The sequence below is a fragment of the Burkholderia sp. Bp8992 genome, assembly GCF_003853705.1.
Classification (GTDB): domain Bacteria; phylum Pseudomonadota; class Gammaproteobacteria; order Burkholderiales; family Burkholderiaceae; genus Burkholderia.
Genome location: NZ_QTQI01000013.1, coordinates 113480 through 131028, shown reverse-complemented (window position 1 = coordinate 131028; position 17549 = coordinate 113480). Strand labels below are relative to the sequence as shown.

Sequence of the window (17549 nt, the reverse complement as noted above, 5' to 3'; positions counted from 1 at the left end):
GAGAATCTCTCCTTCAATCCCGATCGCGCAGACGCGAGCGCTCGCGCGCGGCCTGCGCGGCCTGTTCCTGGCGCATCACATTGCGGACCTCTTGCGCGAGCGCCTGTACGTCCATGCCTGGCGCCGCGTATACCTGGATCGTGATCGGCGCCGGCGCGACCGGCGCGCGGGCAGCGGCCGACGCGACCGTGAGCGGCGGCCGGTTGTCGACGGTGAGCGGTGCGCCGCCGGCGATCGCCGCGCCCGTGATGCCGATGCCGGCGCCGGCGGCGACGATCCGCTTGCCAACCTCGAGCACGGTCGACAGCGGTCCGTCCTGGCCCTCGCGCAGACCCTGATCCAGGCCGGCCATCGTGAAGCCGCCAAGCGCGGCGAACACGCGGCTGGGTGAATGGATGCCGAGCTTTTCCTTGAACCAGCCGATCACGCTGCCGCCGGCCGACTCGATCGCATCCTTCACCGAGCCCAGGCCGCTTTTGATGCCGTTGACCAGGCCAGACATCATGTTGGCGCCGAATTCGACGAAGCGGGCAGCGGCCTGCGCAGCCACGACGACGATGTCGGCGAGCCATGCGCCGAACCCCTTGCCGGCGTTGGTCGCCGCGTCGAGGCTTTTCTTGCTGGCGTCGACCGGCCCCAACAGACGCGAGATCCAGTCCCACGCGCTCTTCACGGCGTCGACCAACCAGTCGAACACGGGCTTCAACGGCTCGAACGCCGCGCCGAGCGTCGCGAGCACGCCGCTGAAAATCGGCGCGAGCGGCCGCAGGCCCTCAGTCAGCCCCTGCCAGAAGCCCGAGAAAAACGCCTTGATCGGCTCCCAATACTTCCAGATCAGCTGCGCGGCGAGCGCGATCGCAGTGATCGCGAGGCCAACCGGGTTCATCAGCGCAACGCGGCCGACGAAGAGGAACATCTGGGCCAGGCCGCCGAGGGCAGCACGCACGCCGTTGATCGCGCCCATCGTGCCGCCCTTGACCAGATTGAGGCCGCCGCGCGCTGCGTCGACGGCCATGCCGGACGCGCCGCGCCTGGCGACATACTGGCGGGCCGTCGTCCAGCGCGACGCCGCAGCCGCGCGCGTCGCGGCCGCCTGCGCGGCGACAGCGCGCCACACTTGGACGGTGTATTGCCGCGCGGCGCCGGCGCCGTCCTTCATCGCGGTCACGGCTGACACGCCCCATTGCCGAACCGCCGCCTTCGCGGCCTGGCACGCGGCCGGCACGCGCTGGGCGAGCGACGCGACGTAGGCGCGCAGCGACGACGCCGCAGCGCGAGGCGATGACGCCTGCCAGGCGCCCGACAGCGCTGTGCGAATGCGGCTAGCGGCGGATTGCGTGCTTCTGCCAGCGGCGGTGACGCCGGATGCGGCGCCGGACGCCGCGCGAGAAATGCCGCGCAGCGCACCGGCGCTGGCGCCGAGCGCACGCACGAAGACGCCGCCCTGAATGCCAAGCATCGACATGCTGAAGCGCACGATCGCCAGCGGCCCGAGAATGCCCGCGAGCGCGATTGTCAGCGTGCCGAGCACGGCGAGCAGTACGCCGAGGCCGGCCGCGCCGACCGCGACAGCGCGCGTGAAATTCGGGTATTCCTTCGCGAAGCCGAGCAGCCGCTCGAGCACGCTCGTCGTCAGCTCGAGCGCGCGGTTGTACACGGGCAGCACCTGCTCGCCGATGACGGTGCGCAGGTTGCGCACCTTCTCGAGCGCGATCAGCTCTTTCCCTTCCGTTTGCTTCTGGCCCAGCTCGTGCAGCTTGTCGATGCCGTACGCGCCACGGTTCAGTTTTTCGTTCTTGTGAATCTGCTCGCGCTGCATATACATCGTGGCGAACAGGTTCGCGCCGTTGCCGTTCGTCATGATCGTGGAGAATTCCTCCAGGATCTTCGCGTCGGACGTGATGCCCTTGGCCTTCAGCTTCGGCAGCAGGACTTTCTCCATCCACTCGAACGGCGACGCGTTGAAGAGATCGCCCTGCATCAGCGCGCCGGGCTTGATGCGCTTGACGGTGCCGGTCGTCGTGTACTCGACGTCCTTCTTGTCGACGAGCCCCAGTTCGACCAGGCGCTTCGACGCACGCACGGTGGTCTTGCCCTGCATCAGGTTGCTGTACGCGGCCTGCACGCCGGTACCGGCAGCATGCCCGCCCATTTCCTGAATCAGCGGCTCCATCTGGTAATAGAACGCGTCCTGGCGCATCTGCTTCGCGGCGACCTTGCCGGTCTGGATGAAGTTGCGCCACTCGTCGCCGCCGACGCGACCGCCGGTAGCGGACAGCACCTGCTGGACCATGTTCGCTTCGCTCTTGAACTTCGCTTCGCTTTTCGTGCCGCCGCGCAGCTCGATCACCTTCAGCATGTTCATGAACTTCTCTTCGTTCTCGTGCCCTTGGCCGGCACCGAACATCGCCTCGTTCGCGAACTTCATCTTCGCGAGCGTCGGCATGACCATCTGCGCGTGATGTTCGTCCGCGAAGATCGACATCGCGTCGCGCATCAGCGTCATGTTCTCGGACGTCGACACGCCGACCGATTTCATCGAGCGCACGTAGCGCTCGGCGTCCTGCGTCGCCTGGTCGCCCAGGCCTAGCGCCTGGATGCGGCCGCGCTCGTTCTGTACCTTCTTCGCCTCGGCCAGCGGCTCGCGCAGATCGTTGAGGATGTGCGAGCCGGTTTCGCGCGCGGCATATCCGCCGATCGCCATCTCGGCCGCTGCGCCGCGCGTCGCGCCCATCTTGGCGCGCGCGTCCGCGATGCGCTTCTGGCGGGTGTTCAGTGCGTCGAGGCGACGTGATTGCGCGTCGATCGCGCCGGTCGTCGCGGCGATGTCAGTGCGCAGTGTGCGCTCGTGCTGGGAAAGATTGCGCGTGTCGACGCCGGCGCGGCCAAGCCGGTTGCGCAGCTCGTCGACGCTGGCCGATTGCTTCTTGAACGCGGCGCCGAGCTTCGACGAGGCTTGCCGCGCCTTCGCCAGCTCGGCAATCATCTGCTGCGACGGCGGCCCAGCCTCACGCAACGACTTCGCGAGTTCCTTGACCTTCTTCTGCGCGTCGGCGAGCTTCGTCGCGGTGTTGGCGAGCCCCGTGCGCATCTCGCGGAACTCGCCGATGCGACGCTGCGTATCGTTGAGTTCCTTGAGGCGCGCGCGGGAGTCGCGCAGCTCCTTCACGAGCGTACGGTTCTTGGTGGCGATCTCGCGGATCGGCCGGCTCGCCTGGTCGAGCGCCTTGAGGACGACCTCGAGGCGCAAGGAACGGTCACTCATTCATCGCCCCGTTCGTGGCGGACGCGCGCGTGCTCGCGCCAGGTCATCAATTCGTCGAGAGACATGGCGTTCATCACGTCGGGCGTCCAGTGGAAAACGAGGGCGATGTCGGCCATCACTTCGTCGACGGCTCGAGGGATGCGTCCTGCTTCACGGAGTTCGGTACCAAAAAACCGGCAAGCTCCGTGCCGAGCTTGACCAGGTCGGCCGGGTCCATGCGCAGCACGTCCTGCTCCGTCAGCATCGGATTGCTGATGCGCGGGAGCACCTTCGACAGAGCGATGACGTCGAGCTGCAGGACATCGGTGAGCGTGACGCCGCGCAGCGCACCGCTACCCGACATGGTCAGCGTGACGGCATCGATTTTTTGCTCGCCGCGCGCGATCGGGGTATCGAGGGGCAGCGGGTCGGTTCGTTTCAGGGACATGGTCATTCCTTAGAGGGTGCGGGTGATGAGTTACAGGCCGAGTGCGCGGCGCTGCTGGGCGAGGCGATCGACGCCGCCGACGATCTCGACGAAGTTGGGGATGTCGATCTCGATCAGGGTTTCGCCGTTGACGACGAGGCGGTAATACGCGAGCGACATGGTTCCGGTCTGGTCGGCGTTGTCGCCGGCCTTGGCCTTGCCGGGGTCGATTTCCTTGTAGCGGCCGCGCACGTACACCTCGACCGCGTCGGTTTCTTCGGTGTCGTCGCGTTGATAGGAGCCGGCGAAGCGTACGGAGACGCCGTCGATCTTCGACGTGCCCCACGTCTTGAACATCTCCTTCATGAAGCCGCCCATCGTGAGGCCCAGCTCGAGCTTCTCCATGCCGAGGTCGATGTCGACCTCGGCGTTCATGCCGCCGCCGCGATACGCCTCCATCTTGCGCGAGAGCTTCGGCAACTGGATCTCGGGCACTTCGCCGACGAACGAGACGCCGTCCTCGAACACGTTGAAATTCTTCAGTTTGGATGGCAGAGCCATTGCGTTTTCCTATGGTGAGTGGCGGGCCGTCAAACGGCGATGCTTTCCGCGAACTTGAGCAGGTAGCGATCCGTGATGCGCTGGCGGAACGTCAGGTTTTCGAGCGGCGGGGTCGGGCAGAAGTCGTAGTCGAGGAAGCCCTGACCGGCCTTGAGCGAATCCTTCTCGTTGGCGGCCGGGTCGAACCAGCACTCGCCGTCGATCAGGTAACCGGCGGTTTTCCACGCGCGGAACTTCGCGTTCACGCCGTCGACGATGTCGCGGATCAGCGTGCGGCTCATCGGCTGGTCGACCGCCCACAGGTGCGCCTCGGCCATCGTGTCGGCGATCACCTGGGCACTGCGCACGTAGTTCTCGAACGCCCACAGCTTGTCCTCGGAACAGGTGCGCGATCCCCACAGACGGTAACCATTCGCGTTCACGATCGTGGTGACGTCGTGGCTGTTCAGGTAGCCGGCGTCGGTGTTCGGGTCTTGCAGGTCCCAGAACACGTCGCGGCTGATGCCGGTAACGCCGTTGACGACGACGTTCGAGATCGTCTTGTGCCAGCCCGTCTCTTCGTCGATCTTTGCGCGCATGCCGAGCGCGCGTGCCGTTGCCCAGGTGATGTCGTCGGCGTTGGTCGAGGTGTTCCAGTTCACGAAGTCCGGCCAGATCGTCATCAGCTCGCGCTGACCGAAATTCGCGCGGTAGGCGACGGCCTCTTCTTTCGTTTTCGCACCGAAAGCGTTGACGTATGCGAAGCCGCGCAGATTTTGAGCGACCGTCGCCAGCTCGGTCGCGACCGGCAATGTGTCGAGGCCCGGACAGCCGAGCACGCGCGGTTTGACGCCGAGCCGAGTATGCGCAGCGAGCAGCGCCTTGATGCCCGTGTACTGGCCGTCCGCGGTCGTCGTGCCGATCACGTTGCTGGTCGTTGCGTCCGCGTCCTTGCCGGTCGGTACGCGCACGGCGACGATCAGCGGCGAGGTCTGCGCCGCGATCGCGTCGAGCGAACGCGCGAGCGTGCCCTTCGTGCCAGCGCGGCCGATTGCGGAGCGCACGTCCGTGATGAGGACGGGACGGTTTTCGGGGAAGGTGGCGGCATCGGCGTCGTCGCCGGTGCTGACCAGGCCGATCACGGCCGTGCTGACCGTGCGGATGGGGCGCGTACCGTCATTGATTTCAATGACGCGTACGCCGTGGTGGTAATCAGAAGGCAAGCTTTTCTCCCGGAAGTGAGCCTTCCGAAAGATTGCCTTCCGCGCGCGCGGAGATCACGCGCGGGAGGTTGTACAGCTGCAAGGCACAACCAAAGCCGCTGCGGGGTGTGGCTACGCAGCGACGGGCAACTGGTCCAGCTCGGCCAGGCGCGCGGTCGCGACCTGGTGATAGCTCGGCTCGAGTTCGCAACCGATCCAGTTCAAGCCGGCTTCCTTCGCTGCGGCGAGGAACGTGCCGGACCCGGTGAACGGGTCCAGAACGACGCCGCCGGCCGGTGCCAGGCGCACGACGTCGCGCGCGAGCTGCGCCGGCTTCTCGGTCATATGGCGCTTCGGATGCGCGAGGCGCTCGGAGAACACGCCGGGCAGATACACGTCGGCGCGGCGCACGGCGCCCTTGGTCGCCCAGACCAGGAATTCGGTCTGCTGCGCGAAGCCGCCCATGCGCGGCCGCGTGCGGCCGCTGGTCTTGTCCCATACGGCGACGCCGCGCCAGGTGAAACCGGCGGCTTGGATCGCATCGGTGAGGCTCGGCAACTGGCGCCAGTCGACGAAACAGGCCAGGTGTGCTTCGTTGCGGCAGACGCGATAGGCTTCCGCGAGCCAGGTCATGCACCAGAAGGTCCACGACCGCTGGTCTTTGCTGTCGTGCTGGAATTCAGGATAGACGGTCTTCACGTCGCCGCCGATGTACTTGCTCGACGGCGCCTGGCTGCGCGAAGCGCTCGTGGTGCCGCCCGACGAATAGGGCGGGTCGGTGAAGACCAGGTCGACGCAGGCATCGGGCAGCGCACGCATGACGCTCAGGGCGTCTGCCTGGTGCACGCGGTTGATCAGATCAGCGGTGAGAGTGTGTTGCATGGGGCGAATCCCTTGTATCGGAGGCTCGATGGCCTGCGGGTAAGGGGCTCGCGGCCCTCAGAATATTCAATGCGCCGCAACGCGGGCATTTGATGTTGAGCCGGACGTATTCGCCGGCGCCGAGTTTGCGGTTACAGCTTCCGCATCGGATGTCCTGCATGGGGTGATTCCTGCCTGTGCTAGGATGCCGGCGCCTCTCGAGAGGTGTCGCGGCCCTGGCCAATCCTGCAGGTATGCTCTGCTGGTGCGGGGCGTGCACGATGTTCCCGCATCGCGCACGTCGCCGCGTCCTTTTCTTTCTATGGCGCGTTACGCAACGTATTCGCCGCCGGCCAGCATGTAGCGGTCGGTCGAGCCGTACATCATCGATCCGTCCGCATTCCCGGCATCACCATCGGGCTTCGGTTCCACGAGTCGCCGCTGGATGTATGCGAACGCACCCTCGTCGGCTTCCGGCATGCCCGACACGAAAATCGTGACGCCGCCCTGCAGCGGCTGTTTCCCTGCCTTGAACGTTGCTTCCGATACGTAGCTCTGGATCGTCCCGCTCGTGAACTTCGACGCCGCGTCGATCGCGACGTTGCTGACAACGTGATAGGACGCCTGCGCGCCGGTCGATTCGAGAACGAGTGCTTTCTTGATTGCCATGTTCGATTCCTGGAAATAAAAAATGAAACGGGACTGCGGTTTGTGGTGATGCGCGACTACGCGGGCAACTGCGGCCAGACGACGTCGAGCGGAAAGCCTGCCTGCTGCGGTACGTCCCGCAACGCAGAGCGATAGCGCCGAAGGGCGGCTTCGCGATCGGCGTCGCCGGCGTCCGCCGCGCGCTCGACCAAACGATCGGCTTCGACGAGCAGCGCGTCGCGCTCTTTGCGCACGCGCTCGGGCGCGTCGATCGTCCGTTCGTATTCCGCTTCGAATTCCGGCCACCAGTTCAACAGGTCTACCGGTGTCGGCTGCGGAATGTCGCGCGGATACCAGATCGGCACCCATGCCGATTTCGTTTGATTCAGTGTTTTCTCATCAACCGGGTGCGAGACCCAGTAATCGATGCAGCGGGCAAGCTGCGGAAATTTCTTCGCCAGAATGAAAGCCGCTTGCTCGACGTGGAGCATGGTGTTGGAGTTCGTCATTGGTTCCTCAAAACTACGCCGTAGACAGTGATCGCGTTGGCCGTGCCGTTGCCCGGACCGCTCAGGCCGCAGACGACCCACGGCGCAGGCAGTGCACCGTTGAGCCGGTCAATCGTGCCAAAATTGTTCACGCCGGAATCCCACTGCACGCGCGCACCGGCGTTGGCCTTCGTGTTGTCGCGGTTGTACAGATCGTCGAGGATGGCGTTCATCCACGCGCCGCGATACGAGCAGAAGAGGTTCCCGTCCGTGTTGAGAATCTGCTGGCCGCGCATGTACATCGTGCCCCAGTCGTCTACCGACCATGTGACTGCGTTGTACGCGTTGTTGATGAGTTCAATGCCGCCAGCGCGCCGCGCGCGCAGGTACGTCTGTGCGCCATCGGCGGCACGTAGGCCAAGGTCCGCATCCCATCCATCCCGCGCGAGCGTCAGGCGGCCCCACATCGTGCTGCCGGCGCGGCTGACGTAATTGCTCGGTAGGTGGTTCGATAGCCATCCGCCCCACAGGCTCCCGTACAGGTTTCCATCCGTCGTAACGCGGACTGCGCCGTCGGCAGCCTGCAACTCGCCGTGCGCGATGACCGTCCCCGCTTCGGTGACTGTCAAGTTAGCAACGGTATTCGCGCCGTTTGTAACCATCCACTTCGCTGCCGACGCCTGCACCTGAATTCGCGGCGTGTACCCGTTCGAGTTGAAGACGAGCTGCGACCCGTAGTCGCCGGCTCCGTACAGCGTCACGTTCGCATTGACTTGGCCCCCGGCGTTCTTGTCGAGAGGCGTGACGTTCATGCTGTCCCAAGGAATTGCGCCGGCCCATGTCGGACGCTTCACGAAACTGGCCACCTGCGAGGCGCGCGGAATATCCAGTACGCGACGCTGCGTGACACCGTCGTCGTCAAATGCGCTGAGTGCGAAATCGTCTGTATCGGATTTGCCGATCGTCCAGCGGTTTTTCCCGCCGTTCTTCAGGTAGATCGTGCTCCAACCAGCTCCGCTGTCGATGACCGCAGCGGCCGAATACAAGGCACCTGCGAGCTTCGCCGCGCCGGCGATTTGCAGCTTGTTCGCGCCGTCATCAGCTGTTGTCCCGATCAAGAGGTTTCCGGCCGCGCTGATGCGCGCTCGCTCGGTTCCTCCCGTGCTGAACGTGACGGCACCTGCGCCAACTGTCGCGCTGCCGTAGAAACCGATGTTCGGCCCGTTGGCCCCGTTGTAGATCCCAATCAGGCCAGAATCACCGACACCCTGGCCGTTGATGAAGTAGTTCAATGCCCGCACGCTTCCACCTACCTGCGCCGCGTTGACACCGTCATCATCCGTCCGGCCGATCGTCATCCGACCGCCGGGAACCAGTAATGCGGCTTGGGCATTGCCGGCGACGAGTTGCAGCATGCCGGTCGAACCTTCGCTGCCGACCGAGACGTTGCCGTTCGAGCGAAAGTACCCCCATTCACCGCCGCTGTTGGCCCATGCGGTCGTTTTGCCGTTGCCGAACCGATGCAGCCCACGCGTGACCGCGTTGCCGCTGACCTGCAACATGCTGCCGTCGTCGGCCGGCGGTCCGATGAGGACGCGATTGGTATCGCCGGCGAGAAACCGCATCGTTTCGCGTCCGTTGTTCGTGACCGCGAACACGCCGTCGGCAATATGGAAGAAGCCAGTATCCGGCGCGCCGTCGTTCACAAACGAGATGCCGGGCTTCTCGACACTTCCCTCGGCGGCCAATATCTGACCGGACATGGTGAAACCCGTGGTCTGGGCCGGCTTCGGCAGATTGCCTGCGTTCCACACCTCATTCCCGACGACGAGCAGATTCTTCTTCGCGAAGTCGAACGCGAACATCGCGCCCGTCGACGGGAGGTAGAAGCCGGCCGCATTCGCGGTGCCGAAGAAGTATCCGCCGCTCGGGCCGAGCAGCATGCGAGCCTCATTGGGGCCATTGCTGACGTTGAGCATGCCCTTGACGGCCAGCTGGCCGCCGACATACGTCCCGGCGCCGGTATCGTCCAGCATCACGGCGCCCGTGACGACGTTGACGGTCAGCGGCCGAAGACCGTTCCACGATGCGCCGGGGTCGCTGTTGTTGGTCAGCAGAAGGTAGAAGTTCGAGCCATCGTTGCGCAGCAGGACATCGCGGCCGTTGCGCAGTCGGATGTTTGCACCGCCGGCATCAAGGCCCGAACTGGTGATGCCGCCGGAGAACGTGCCGTTCCCTGCGACCTGAAACACGTTCGTGCCGTCATCGTCGCGGTTGCCGACAAGAAGGCGGCCGCCGTACGTGATCCGCATGGCGCGAACCTGATTCGCGTCGCTGTTGGAGTCGTTGGGCGCACGGTTGATCCAGAAGTCGAGGTACTCCCGGCCCCACGTGCCGCCATCGTAGCCGGCGCGGATCGATGCGATGAGGCGAGCGTTGGTGTCCGCCGTGCCGGCAGCGAAAGTACCGTGAAAGCGGATCTTCGCCGCACGGTTGAGAGCGCCCGACGTCGCCGCGACGGCGAGCTGCGCGTCCTGGTCCGTCGCCGTCGACGTGACGCTGACCGGGCCAGTGAGCTGCGGCCGCACGAGCGGCGCGTATCGCGCGGCTGCGGTCTTCGGTGTCACGGCGCGCGTGTCGTCCGCACCGTCGTCGACCTCGGCCTGCGTCGCCAGCTCGACGACGCCCTTGCGCTCGGTGGTCGCCGGCGGATTGAGGAACGACGTCGGCCCGAACACCAGTTTCGTCACGTCGATCGACGCGAACACGGTATCGGCGGCCAGCAGCAGCATCGAGGTCGCCGCTTTTTCGAGGATCGGATCGTTCTGCACATAGACGCCGAACAGCACGCCGTTGTCCAGGTACAGCCCGAATCCGTACAGCTTGTACTGGTCCGCGCTGTCGTCCTGGATCACGATGTGGATCGTGTCTTTCGCGACGGTATCACCGCCGAACGTCGTGATGCGCTTCAGCTCGCTCGGCAGCGCGGTCATGTCCGGCTTGAAGACGAAAGCCGCCGTGGCGAGGCCAATCTGCGTCACCTGGCGCGCGGTGGTCCCGGTGTTGCCCGGCGCCACCAGTGCGGCGCGGCCGGCGTCCGTGATGTAGATGAGGTTTCCAGCCATGTTCGTTAATCCGTGAGAGAGAGGCGGCGATAAACAGCCGCGCGCACGCCACATGCGACGCCGATCGAGCCGTGCATGCTGAATCCCTGCGTGAAGGTGTAGTGGGCGGTGCCGCGCTTCGCGCGATCGACCTCGGCGCGGATGTCGTTGACGTATTGCGCGGTGGCCGGCACGCCGTCACGCGCGCCGACCGTCATCACGATCTCGAACGTGCCCGGCACGCCTCGCGGCGTTTTCTCGAACCACTCACGCATCACGACGTTCGCACCGAACGACGCGCACACGTCGCGCACGGCATCGGCCGTGCCCTTTTTGCGGGCGATCCGGATCGCGGATTTCACGCGTGCGCGCTTTATCTGCTCGGGCCATTCGTCGCGCCAGGTATCGACGCCCATGTGCCAGGCGAGCCAGGGCAGGAAGCGCAGCGGGATTCGATCCGGGTCCATCAGCGTGTCGATCTCGACCGGGATGTCCAGCACGTCCGAGTTGGCTTCGGCCAGGCGCCGCTCGAGCACGGTCGCGTTCGGCGGCAGCAGGGAGACGGCCGGCTTAGTCATCGGCCACCCCACCGTCCGTCAGCTCGATACCCGTGCAGTACGGCGCCTGGTCGATCGCGATCGGCACGCCTTCGGCCGGCGTGTCGAGCAGGACCTTCTGGACGCCGGCGACGCGCATCGACGCGTACAGTCCGTCCAACGTGACCTCGGAACCCGGCCGGTGCATCGATTCGGTGAACTGCAGCGTCTTCTTCTTCGCTTCCGCGAGCGCGACGGCGCGGTCCGGGCCATTGAAGAAGCGCAGCGTCGCGCGGATCGCGTACGGCACGATCTTCGCGCTCTGCACGATGACCTCATCCGCCTGCGGCCGCTTCTTCTCGAGCGCCTTCTTGACGATGTCGATCAGTTCCTGGCTCGCCGTGCCGTCGCCTTCGCGCGACAGAACCGTGACGATCATCACGCACGGCGACGGGCTATACGCGGTCGCCGCCTTCACGCGCCCGTCAGCGGCGCGCGCATGAAACACGTACGCGTCGTCGGGGCCAGCGACTGAGAAACCGCGCGGCGCGAGCTGGATGCGCTCGCGCAGGCTGTCGTCGTCCTCGTAGACAGGATCGATGCCCTGGTCGGGATCGCCCGGCGAGATCAGCAGGCGGTCGACGTCGAACAGGGCGCCGATGTGCTCGAGCGTGCTGCGCTTCGCGTACGCGAGCAGGATGCCGCGCGCCTTCTCGTTCATGAGCGCGAGCAGCAGCATTTTTTCGTATGCGCCTTCCTGCAGCAGCTTCACCATCGGCTCCGATTCGAGCTCGAGCGTGGCCGCGATCTCGTCCTGCTGTTCCTTCGGGTACAGGGAGACCAAGCGGGCTTTCTTCTCGGCCAGGATCGTTTCATAGTCGAGTTCGTCGACGATGTCCGGTGCCGGGAGCTGCGACAGATCTATCGGCGTCGTTCTCATGCAGCACCTCGCCCGTTCGTCGCCGGCAGGCGCATGGAGAAGGCAGTGCCCGCGCGCGGGCCGTCCGTGCGCTCGCCTTGCAGCTCGAGCACGGCGCCGCCGTCGATGCCGGTGCTGCCGAAATCCACCTGGTTGACCTGGATGCGCGGCTCCCATCGGGCCAGCGCCATCACGGACGCCGCCATGACGCGCATGCGCATCAGGGGATTGACCGGGCCGTCGATCAGCTCGGGCAGCAGCGAACCGTACTCACGGCGCATCACGCGCGTGCCGAGCGGCGTAAACAGGATGTCCGCGACGGACTGCTCGATGTGGACCTGGCCGGCGATCGCGCGGCCGGTGCGTGCGTTCATGCCGTTCATGCGCCACCTGCGATCGGCTTCGAAGTCTTGGCGAATTCGCCCTGCGCCTGGTGCGGATGCTCTACAAGGCTGACGCCTCGCGACTTCACGTCGCCATCAGCCGTCACGGTGCCCGTGAAGTGCGCGCTGCCCTGAATCTCGATCACGGGGCCGCCACCGCCGGCACCGCCCCCGCCCCCGCCCTTGCCGGTCGCGCCCGATTCGAACGTGAGCGGTCCCTTCACGAGCAGCGAGCCCGTCACGGTCGTATCGTCGGCGTCGAGCGTGACGGATTTCGCCTTGACGGTTGCGGTTTTGGTTTCGACCGTGACGCTGCCAGGCGCGATGACCTGGACGGTGGCGCCGGCCGGAAGCGTGGCGGTGAGTGCGTGCGCGGCGAAGTCGTACTGGACGCGTGCGCCGTCGCGGTAGACGCGCACGTGTTGCGTCGGGCTCGAGCTGGGCGAGTCGTGGCCGTCGCAGTACACGCCAGGGAGAAAGAGGCCCGTCGTCGGTTCGCCGGACGGACAGAACAGCAGCCCCGGCTCGCCCTCGGACGGCGGGTCCCACGTGACGCTGTCGCCGGTGCGCTGCGCGAGCCAGCGAATCCAGTCGGTTTGCAGGCCACCGGATTCCACGCGTACGCGGCGGGCACCGTGATCGACTTCGATCACGGTGCCCTCGCGCAGGAGGCTTTCGAGGCGGCGGTTCAGGTCAGCAAAATCATCCATGCGGCAAGGATGCCGCGCGCGCGAGAGAGAGGCACGCTAGAAAGGTTGTACGCGGCCGGGCGACAACGAAATATTGGTCGCTCGCTCAGTAAACCGATAGCCGCTCGGGATCGAATCCAAGTCGGTCACAAAGGCCGAAGAAACAGCATTCCACCGGGCGCTCGAAGGATTGAATGGGCCGGTCAGGATTGGGTAGCCACAGACTTAGGGCGGCCACCATCGAGCGGGTGTAGGCGGGCACGATAGTCATCTTTTCACTGTCGCCGAATCGCGCCAGTAGAACCGGTTTGCCATCTCGGTCCTGCTCGAGAAGCGGTTCACGGAATCCCACGTGCGGCGCGATGTATCCGTCGAGATCCAGGGAGCCGTCGAGATGAGCGCGATAACTCCCATTGCCGGTGACAGCCCCCTTAATTCTGCGGATCATGTCGCGTTCACGTTTGCGCCAGTATCGCTCCGCCCCGCTGTCGAGGAGCCGCTCTGTCCATGCGCGGGCGCTCTGCTTCGCGAGCTCGTACGTCCAGGTCAGTTCGTGTCCGAGAAGCGAGGCCAGCGCATCCCTCGCTTCGCGCGTTCCTTCGAACCATTCGTATGCGATGAGATGATCGGCCATTTGGATATGTATCCACTCCTCGAAATGGCCGGCTTCAGGAAAAGTGGCGATCAGGGCGACCGAACAACGAGCGCTCTTTTGGACCTCGGACACTCGACGGTGCGGGTCATCGCTACGCCCGATCTTGATGAGGCCGTGTTCATTCTGCATGACGTAAAGGAACAGGCAGCTCGTTGCGGGATTGCGCAACGAAGGCAGAGCGGCGCTAGCAGTCAGTTCAATCAAACGCTTCATACGCTGTTGACATCCAATGACTCTGGGACGGCGGTAGCCCAATCGTACTCGGACTAGCTCGACAGGAAGTCAAGAACGACGTCGGCGATCCGGTCGACGTCGGCATCGGCCAGGCCGAGCAGCTGGCGCACAGGATACTGGACGACCGGCCCGTTGCGCTCAACGCGATCGCGCAGGCCCTCCTGGTGCACGCGTGCGATGCGTTCGACCTGGCGCGTGAAATGCAGGACCGACGCGTCGGCGGTCGACGCGGTTTTGAGGAAGCGCGCAGTGCGCAGCTTCGCGAACATCGCGCGCCGGATGTGGCCCTTCTTGCGCCGAGCCTGCGGCTTGCGCGGCGCGTACCGGCTGCCGTCCGGGTTGCGGGCTTCGGCGATGCGCCGTGAATGGCGTCGGCGCAGCTCGGCGGCCAGTCCTTTCGCCAGCACCACGCGCTGCGCGGCCGTGAGCTGGCCGAGCAGGCCGGACGCCCAGTCTTCGGCGCGGGATAGGCGATCAACCATCAGGTCCCCGCGATCGGTGGCTCGCCGAAGTGGCGAATCTCATAGCCGCCCGGCTGCTCGACAACGCCGACGCGCTCGGTCAGCTTCAGCAGGATCTCGACGTCCGATTTGCCGTTGTCGAGCAGCTCGGCCTGGAACTTGAACCCGTCGCGGCAGAGGTCGCGGTTGAGCAGCAGCTCGGGCTGGTGGATCTTCAGCCAGGCGATGATCGGCACCATCAGGTGATCTGCATCGCCGGCGTAATCCGTCACGACGATGTCGAGCGTGTAGGCATATTCGAACGACAGCGACTTCGCAGCGGTGACGGCGATCGACCCGTGTTCGATGAAGACGTGCAGCCGGTCGGGATCGCGCGCGAACTCGGGCAGAGCGGCAGTGAGGGCCGCGCGCAAGCTATCGGGCTTCTTCACGGCGCCGATTCCTCCGTGTCGCGTACTCGGGTCTGCAGCGCGATCAGTTGCTCGGCGTTTTCGTGACAGGTGGTGTAGTTGCCTGCGACGGTTGAGCCGACGGCAGAGAGTGCAATGCCCGAGGGGGCCGCATCAGCGCTTCCGGGATCGCCCACCGGCACGTTGGCGGCGGCGCCGTCGTGCACGCGCACAAACCCAACAGGAACAACGCAGGCGCGATCCGCTTCGCGATCCACATAGACGGGAACCTCCTTGATGATGGTGTCGCCCTTCTCGCGGACGACCTGGACACGGTCGACGTACTGCGTGACGACCTTCACGTCGCGGCGTGCCGCGTCGCGCTCGGCCGTCCGATCGCGCACGTCGCGCGCGAGATCGTCGACGCGCTGGCCGGCGTCGACCAGGCGCGCATGCTGGATCGCGATGACGACACCTGCAATGGCGAGCGCAATCACGCTAGCGACGAAGATACGGGCGCCGGTCGTCACGCGGCCGCCCGGCTGTAGCGATCGAACGCCCGTTCGAGCTTCACGTCGTACAGGTTCTCCGCGTACGCCTTGCCGTTGTACAGCTCGGCGAACTTCGCCCACTTCTTACCGCGCAGCGCGGCGAGCATTACCTTGTCAGCCAGGACGAAGCGGACGAACGCCTCGAGCTGCTCGGCCTCGCTGACCTTCATCGCGTCGACGAACGCGAACACGTCCGGATAGCCGAGCGCCTTCCAGTGGAAGCCCATGATTTGAAACGCGCCCCAGCTCGTCGCCTCGAGCGCGCAGGCGGCCGAAATTTGCGACGCGCTCGCCAGGCGCGCATATTCCGCCGCGTCGCCGGCGTAGCCGCCGCGCTTCGGGTTGATCAGGGCCGGATATTTCGCCGCCAGCGCGTCCGCGTCCAGGCCGGCCGCCGCGAGCTGGCGATACATGATGTGCCGCTCGTACAGGATCACGGGCCGGCCGTCAGGCAGGAACCCGGCGCCTTTCGATTCCACCTCATTGACGGCACGCACGGCCGCGATATCGACCTGCAGCCGATCGGACGCGCGCTGCAGGTCAGCGTCGGTGAGGTGGCGCGGATCGCGCCGGCCGGCCGAGAGCGTCGACCAGGTCTTCGGGCCGGCGATGCCGTCTGCGACCAGCCCATGCGTGGCCTGGAACGCCACCACGGCGTTACGGGTTGCGCTGCCGTAGATTGCGTCGGTGTCGAGGCGCGCGCCGGCTGCGATGAGCTGGCGCTGCAGGTAGCTGACGTCGGCGCCGCGGTCGCCGAGGCGCAGGGTCTTATACATGGCGCCCCCATACCTTGAATTGCAGCACGCGCGCGATTACTGAGTCGCGCGGGTTGCCACGGTGGAACAGCTCGACGACGTTGCCGCGAACACCGTACACGGCGAGGCACAGGACGCCGACCAGCACCGTGTCGGCAAGATTCGCCGGCGGCAGCATGCCGAACGCAGCGCGGATCGGCGCGGCGCCGGCGGCGACCGCGATCGTGTACGCCAGGCATGCCGCGAGCGGCCGGTGGGCGCTCGTGCCACGGCGGAAGGTCACGAGGCGCAGCGCGAGCGCCGCGCACAGCAGCACGTAGACGGTCGTGAGCATTACTTTTCCCTCCCCTTGAACACGTTCAGCAGCCGATCGGGCGCGTCGGCCTGGGCGATCAGCCACAGCAGCAGTTTCACGACGAGCGCGGATGCGATCAGCGCGCCGATGCCGGCATGTACCTCGACGCGCGCCGGCAGCACCGCGTCGAGCGCGGCGGCGAACAGCTCGGCCGTGAGGCACCCGGCGACGAACGAGATCACGAAGAACGCGATGCGCTTCGGAATCGACGGATCGGCGGCCGTCATCACAAACAGCAGCGAGCCGGCGAACGCGCCCATGACGACGTTGGCGTCGACGCCGGGAAACAGCGACAGCGTGGCGACGCCGAGCGCCGCGACCGTCGCGGACGACGTGGAAATAGGTTCAGCCATCTTCATTCCCATAACTGGAGCCGCTCGGCGCCGGATTGCGCCGCTTGCGGTACTTCGTCGGGCAGCTCGACGAGCAGCCCGTGAGGCAGGATCGGGCCGTACTGCGCCAGGTCCCGGTTGAGGTCGAGCACCGCTTCGACGACGCCGCGAGTGCGGCCGAGCACGCGCCAGCACAGCGCGTCGATGGTTTCCCCCTGGAGCGCCCGCACTTCCATCAGATCAGCTCCACCGTCACGCGAGGGCGGCCGATGATGTCGCTGATGGCCCAGCGGGCATCACGGCGCAGCTCGTCGCCCTGGGGCTCGAGCTCGTCTGCGCGGCGTGCGCCGTCGCCTGTCGTGTCGTAGTCGCGGTACCGCTCGATGAGCGTCGCCTTCGCCAGGCAATACACCGCGCGCCGGTAGTGCTGCAGCCGTACGCTTTCGCCGTCGAGCTGGTCGGCCGGCGCGTCGGCCAGGCAGGTGATGCCGGCATCGCGCCACGCCGCGCGTGCGCTGCGCAGCTCGTCGTTGACCTCGGCGATCGCAGCGAGCAGCTCGTGCCGCAGACGGGCGTCGGTGATCGACCCGTCGAGGCGCATCGTGTCGCGCGCGTGGTCGAGCGACACATCCGGATAGAACGGGTCGTTCTTGATCGGCTTGGCGGGTTCCGCCTCCGCCGGCGCGCGTGGCAGCGGCGGGGTCGAGACAAAGGACATGGTTGGGTTCGTCAGGTTGAGAGGGTGAGGCGGTGGACGGGGCTTTCGCGCGGACAGT

23 protein-coding genes are annotated in these 17549 nt (G+C 65.9%); all 23 read right to left on the bottom strand.

Features of this window, described 5'->3' with window-relative positions; translation table 11 throughout:
- Positions 1 to 13: 13 nt before the first annotated feature.
- A complete protein-coding gene (locus tag DIE03_RS20190; protein WP_124453357.1) occupies positions 14 to 3265 on the bottom strand; it encodes a hypothetical protein in 3252 nt (1083 codons plus the stop codon).
- Positions 3262 to 3381, bottom strand: coding sequence for a GpE family phage tail protein (locus DIE03_RS20185; protein WP_012327657.1), 120 nt, complete (start codon positions 3379 to 3381; stop codon positions 3262 to 3264). The genes DIE03_RS20190 and DIE03_RS20185 overlap by 4 nt, the downstream gene beginning before the upstream one ends.
- Positions 3381 to 3692 (bottom strand): phage tail assembly protein, encoded by a 312-nt coding sequence (locus DIE03_RS20180; protein ID WP_124453355.1) that lies wholly within the window; start codon positions 3690 to 3692, stop codon positions 3381 to 3383. The genes DIE03_RS20185 and DIE03_RS20180 overlap by 1 nt, the downstream gene beginning before the upstream one ends.
- Before the next feature lie 30 nt (positions 3693 to 3722).
- Positions 3723 to 4232 carry a phage major tail tube protein gene (locus DIE03_RS20175; RefSeq protein ID WP_124453352.1) on the bottom strand — a complete coding sequence of 170 codons (510 nt, stop codon included), beginning with the start codon at positions 4230 to 4232 and terminating at the stop codon, positions 3723 to 3725.
- A 29-nt stretch (positions 4233 to 4261) separates the two neighbouring features.
- On the bottom strand, positions 4262 to 5434 hold the full coding sequence (locus DIE03_RS20170; protein ID WP_124453350.1) for a phage tail sheath protein: 1173 nt from the start codon (positions 5432 to 5434) through the stop codon (positions 4262 to 4264).
- 111 nt (positions 5435 to 5545) lie between these two features.
- Positions 5546 to 6295 (bottom strand): site-specific DNA-methyltransferase, encoded by a 750-nt coding sequence (locus DIE03_RS20165; protein WP_124453348.1) that lies wholly within the window; start codon positions 6293 to 6295, stop codon positions 5546 to 5548.
- Positions 6273 to 6455: a Com family DNA-binding transcriptional regulator gene (locus DIE03_RS20160; RefSeq protein ID WP_124453346.1), complete on the bottom strand. Its 183-nt coding sequence runs from the start codon at positions 6453 to 6455 to the stop codon at positions 6273 to 6275. Before DIE03_RS20160 ends, DIE03_RS20165 begins: the two co-directional genes overlap by 23 nt.
- A gap of 149 nt (positions 6456 to 6604) precedes the next feature.
- Entirely contained in the window at positions 6605 to 6943 is a 339-nt protein-coding gene (locus DIE03_RS20155; protein ID WP_124453344.1) for a hypothetical protein, read from the bottom strand.
- A gap of 56 nt (positions 6944 to 6999) precedes the next feature.
- Entirely contained in the window at positions 7000 to 7431 is a 432-nt protein-coding gene (locus DIE03_RS20150; RefSeq protein ID WP_124453342.1) for a tail fiber assembly protein, read from the bottom strand.
- Positions 7428 to 10535, bottom strand: a complete 3108-nt coding sequence (locus DIE03_RS20145) for a phage tail protein (protein ID WP_124453340.1) — start codon at positions 10533 to 10535, stop codon at positions 7428 to 7430. Before DIE03_RS20145 ends, DIE03_RS20150 begins: the two co-directional genes overlap by 4 nt.
- Positions 10536 to 10540: 5 nt before the next feature.
- Complete coding sequence (locus DIE03_RS20140) at positions 10541 to 11092, bottom strand: phage tail protein I (protein ID WP_124453338.1); 552 nt, start codon at positions 11090 to 11092, stop codon at positions 10541 to 10543.
- A complete protein-coding gene (locus DIE03_RS20135; protein ID WP_124453336.1) occupies positions 11085 to 11990 on the bottom strand; it encodes a baseplate J/gp47 family protein in 906 nt (301 codons plus the stop codon). Before DIE03_RS20135 ends, DIE03_RS20140 begins: the two co-directional genes overlap by 8 nt.
- The gene (locus DIE03_RS20130) at positions 11987 to 12352 is read right to left on the bottom strand and encodes a GPW/gp25 family protein (protein WP_017432112.1); all 366 of its coding nucleotides are present in this window, start codon (positions 12350 to 12352) and stop codon (positions 11987 to 11989) included. Before DIE03_RS20130 ends, DIE03_RS20135 begins: the two co-directional genes overlap by 4 nt.
- Positions 12349 to 13062, bottom strand: coding sequence for a phage baseplate assembly protein V (locus DIE03_RS20125; protein ID WP_124453334.1), 714 nt, complete (start codon positions 13060 to 13062; stop codon positions 12349 to 12351). The genes DIE03_RS20130 and DIE03_RS20125 overlap by 4 nt, the downstream gene beginning before the upstream one ends.
- Before the next feature lie 85 nt (positions 13063 to 13147).
- Positions 13148 to 13909 (bottom strand): GIY-YIG nuclease family protein, encoded by a 762-nt coding sequence (locus tag DIE03_RS20120; RefSeq protein ID WP_124453332.1) that lies wholly within the window; start codon positions 13907 to 13909, stop codon positions 13148 to 13150.
- 53 nt (positions 13910 to 13962) lie between these two features.
- Positions 13963 to 14412: a phage virion morphogenesis protein gene (locus DIE03_RS20115; protein ID WP_124453330.1), complete on the bottom strand. Its 450-nt coding sequence runs from the start codon at positions 14410 to 14412 to the stop codon at positions 13963 to 13965.
- Positions 14412 to 14822: a phage tail protein gene (locus DIE03_RS20110; RefSeq protein WP_124453328.1), complete on the bottom strand. Its 411-nt coding sequence runs from the start codon at positions 14820 to 14822 to the stop codon at positions 14412 to 14414. Before DIE03_RS20110 ends, DIE03_RS20115 begins: the two co-directional genes overlap by 1 nt.
- Positions 14819 to 15310 (bottom strand): hypothetical protein, encoded by a 492-nt coding sequence (locus DIE03_RS20105; protein WP_124453326.1) that lies wholly within the window; start codon positions 15308 to 15310, stop codon positions 14819 to 14821. The genes DIE03_RS20110 and DIE03_RS20105 overlap by 4 nt, the downstream gene beginning before the upstream one ends.
- Positions 15307 to 16107 carry an N-acetylmuramidase domain-containing protein gene (locus DIE03_RS20100; protein ID WP_124453324.1) on the bottom strand — a complete coding sequence of 267 codons (801 nt, stop codon included), beginning with the start codon at positions 16105 to 16107 and terminating at the stop codon, positions 15307 to 15309. The genes DIE03_RS20105 and DIE03_RS20100 overlap by 4 nt, the downstream gene beginning before the upstream one ends.
- Entirely contained in the window at positions 16100 to 16420 is a 321-nt protein-coding gene (locus DIE03_RS20095; protein WP_014724682.1) for a phage holin family protein, read from the bottom strand. Before DIE03_RS20095 ends, DIE03_RS20100 begins: the two co-directional genes overlap by 8 nt.
- Positions 16420 to 16794, bottom strand: coding sequence for a putative holin (locus DIE03_RS20090; protein WP_012327676.1), 375 nt, complete (start codon positions 16792 to 16794; stop codon positions 16420 to 16422). The genes DIE03_RS20095 and DIE03_RS20090 overlap by 1 nt, the downstream gene beginning before the upstream one ends.
- 2 nt (positions 16795 to 16796) lie before the next feature.
- Entirely contained in the window at positions 16797 to 17009 is a 213-nt protein-coding gene (locus DIE03_RS20085; RefSeq protein ID WP_124453322.1) for a tail protein X, read from the bottom strand.
- A complete protein-coding gene (locus DIE03_RS20080; RefSeq protein WP_124453320.1) occupies positions 17009 to 17491 on the bottom strand; it encodes a head completion/stabilization protein in 483 nt (160 codons plus the stop codon). Before DIE03_RS20080 ends, DIE03_RS20085 begins: the two co-directional genes overlap by 1 nt.
- Positions 17492 to 17549: the final 58 nt, after the last annotated feature.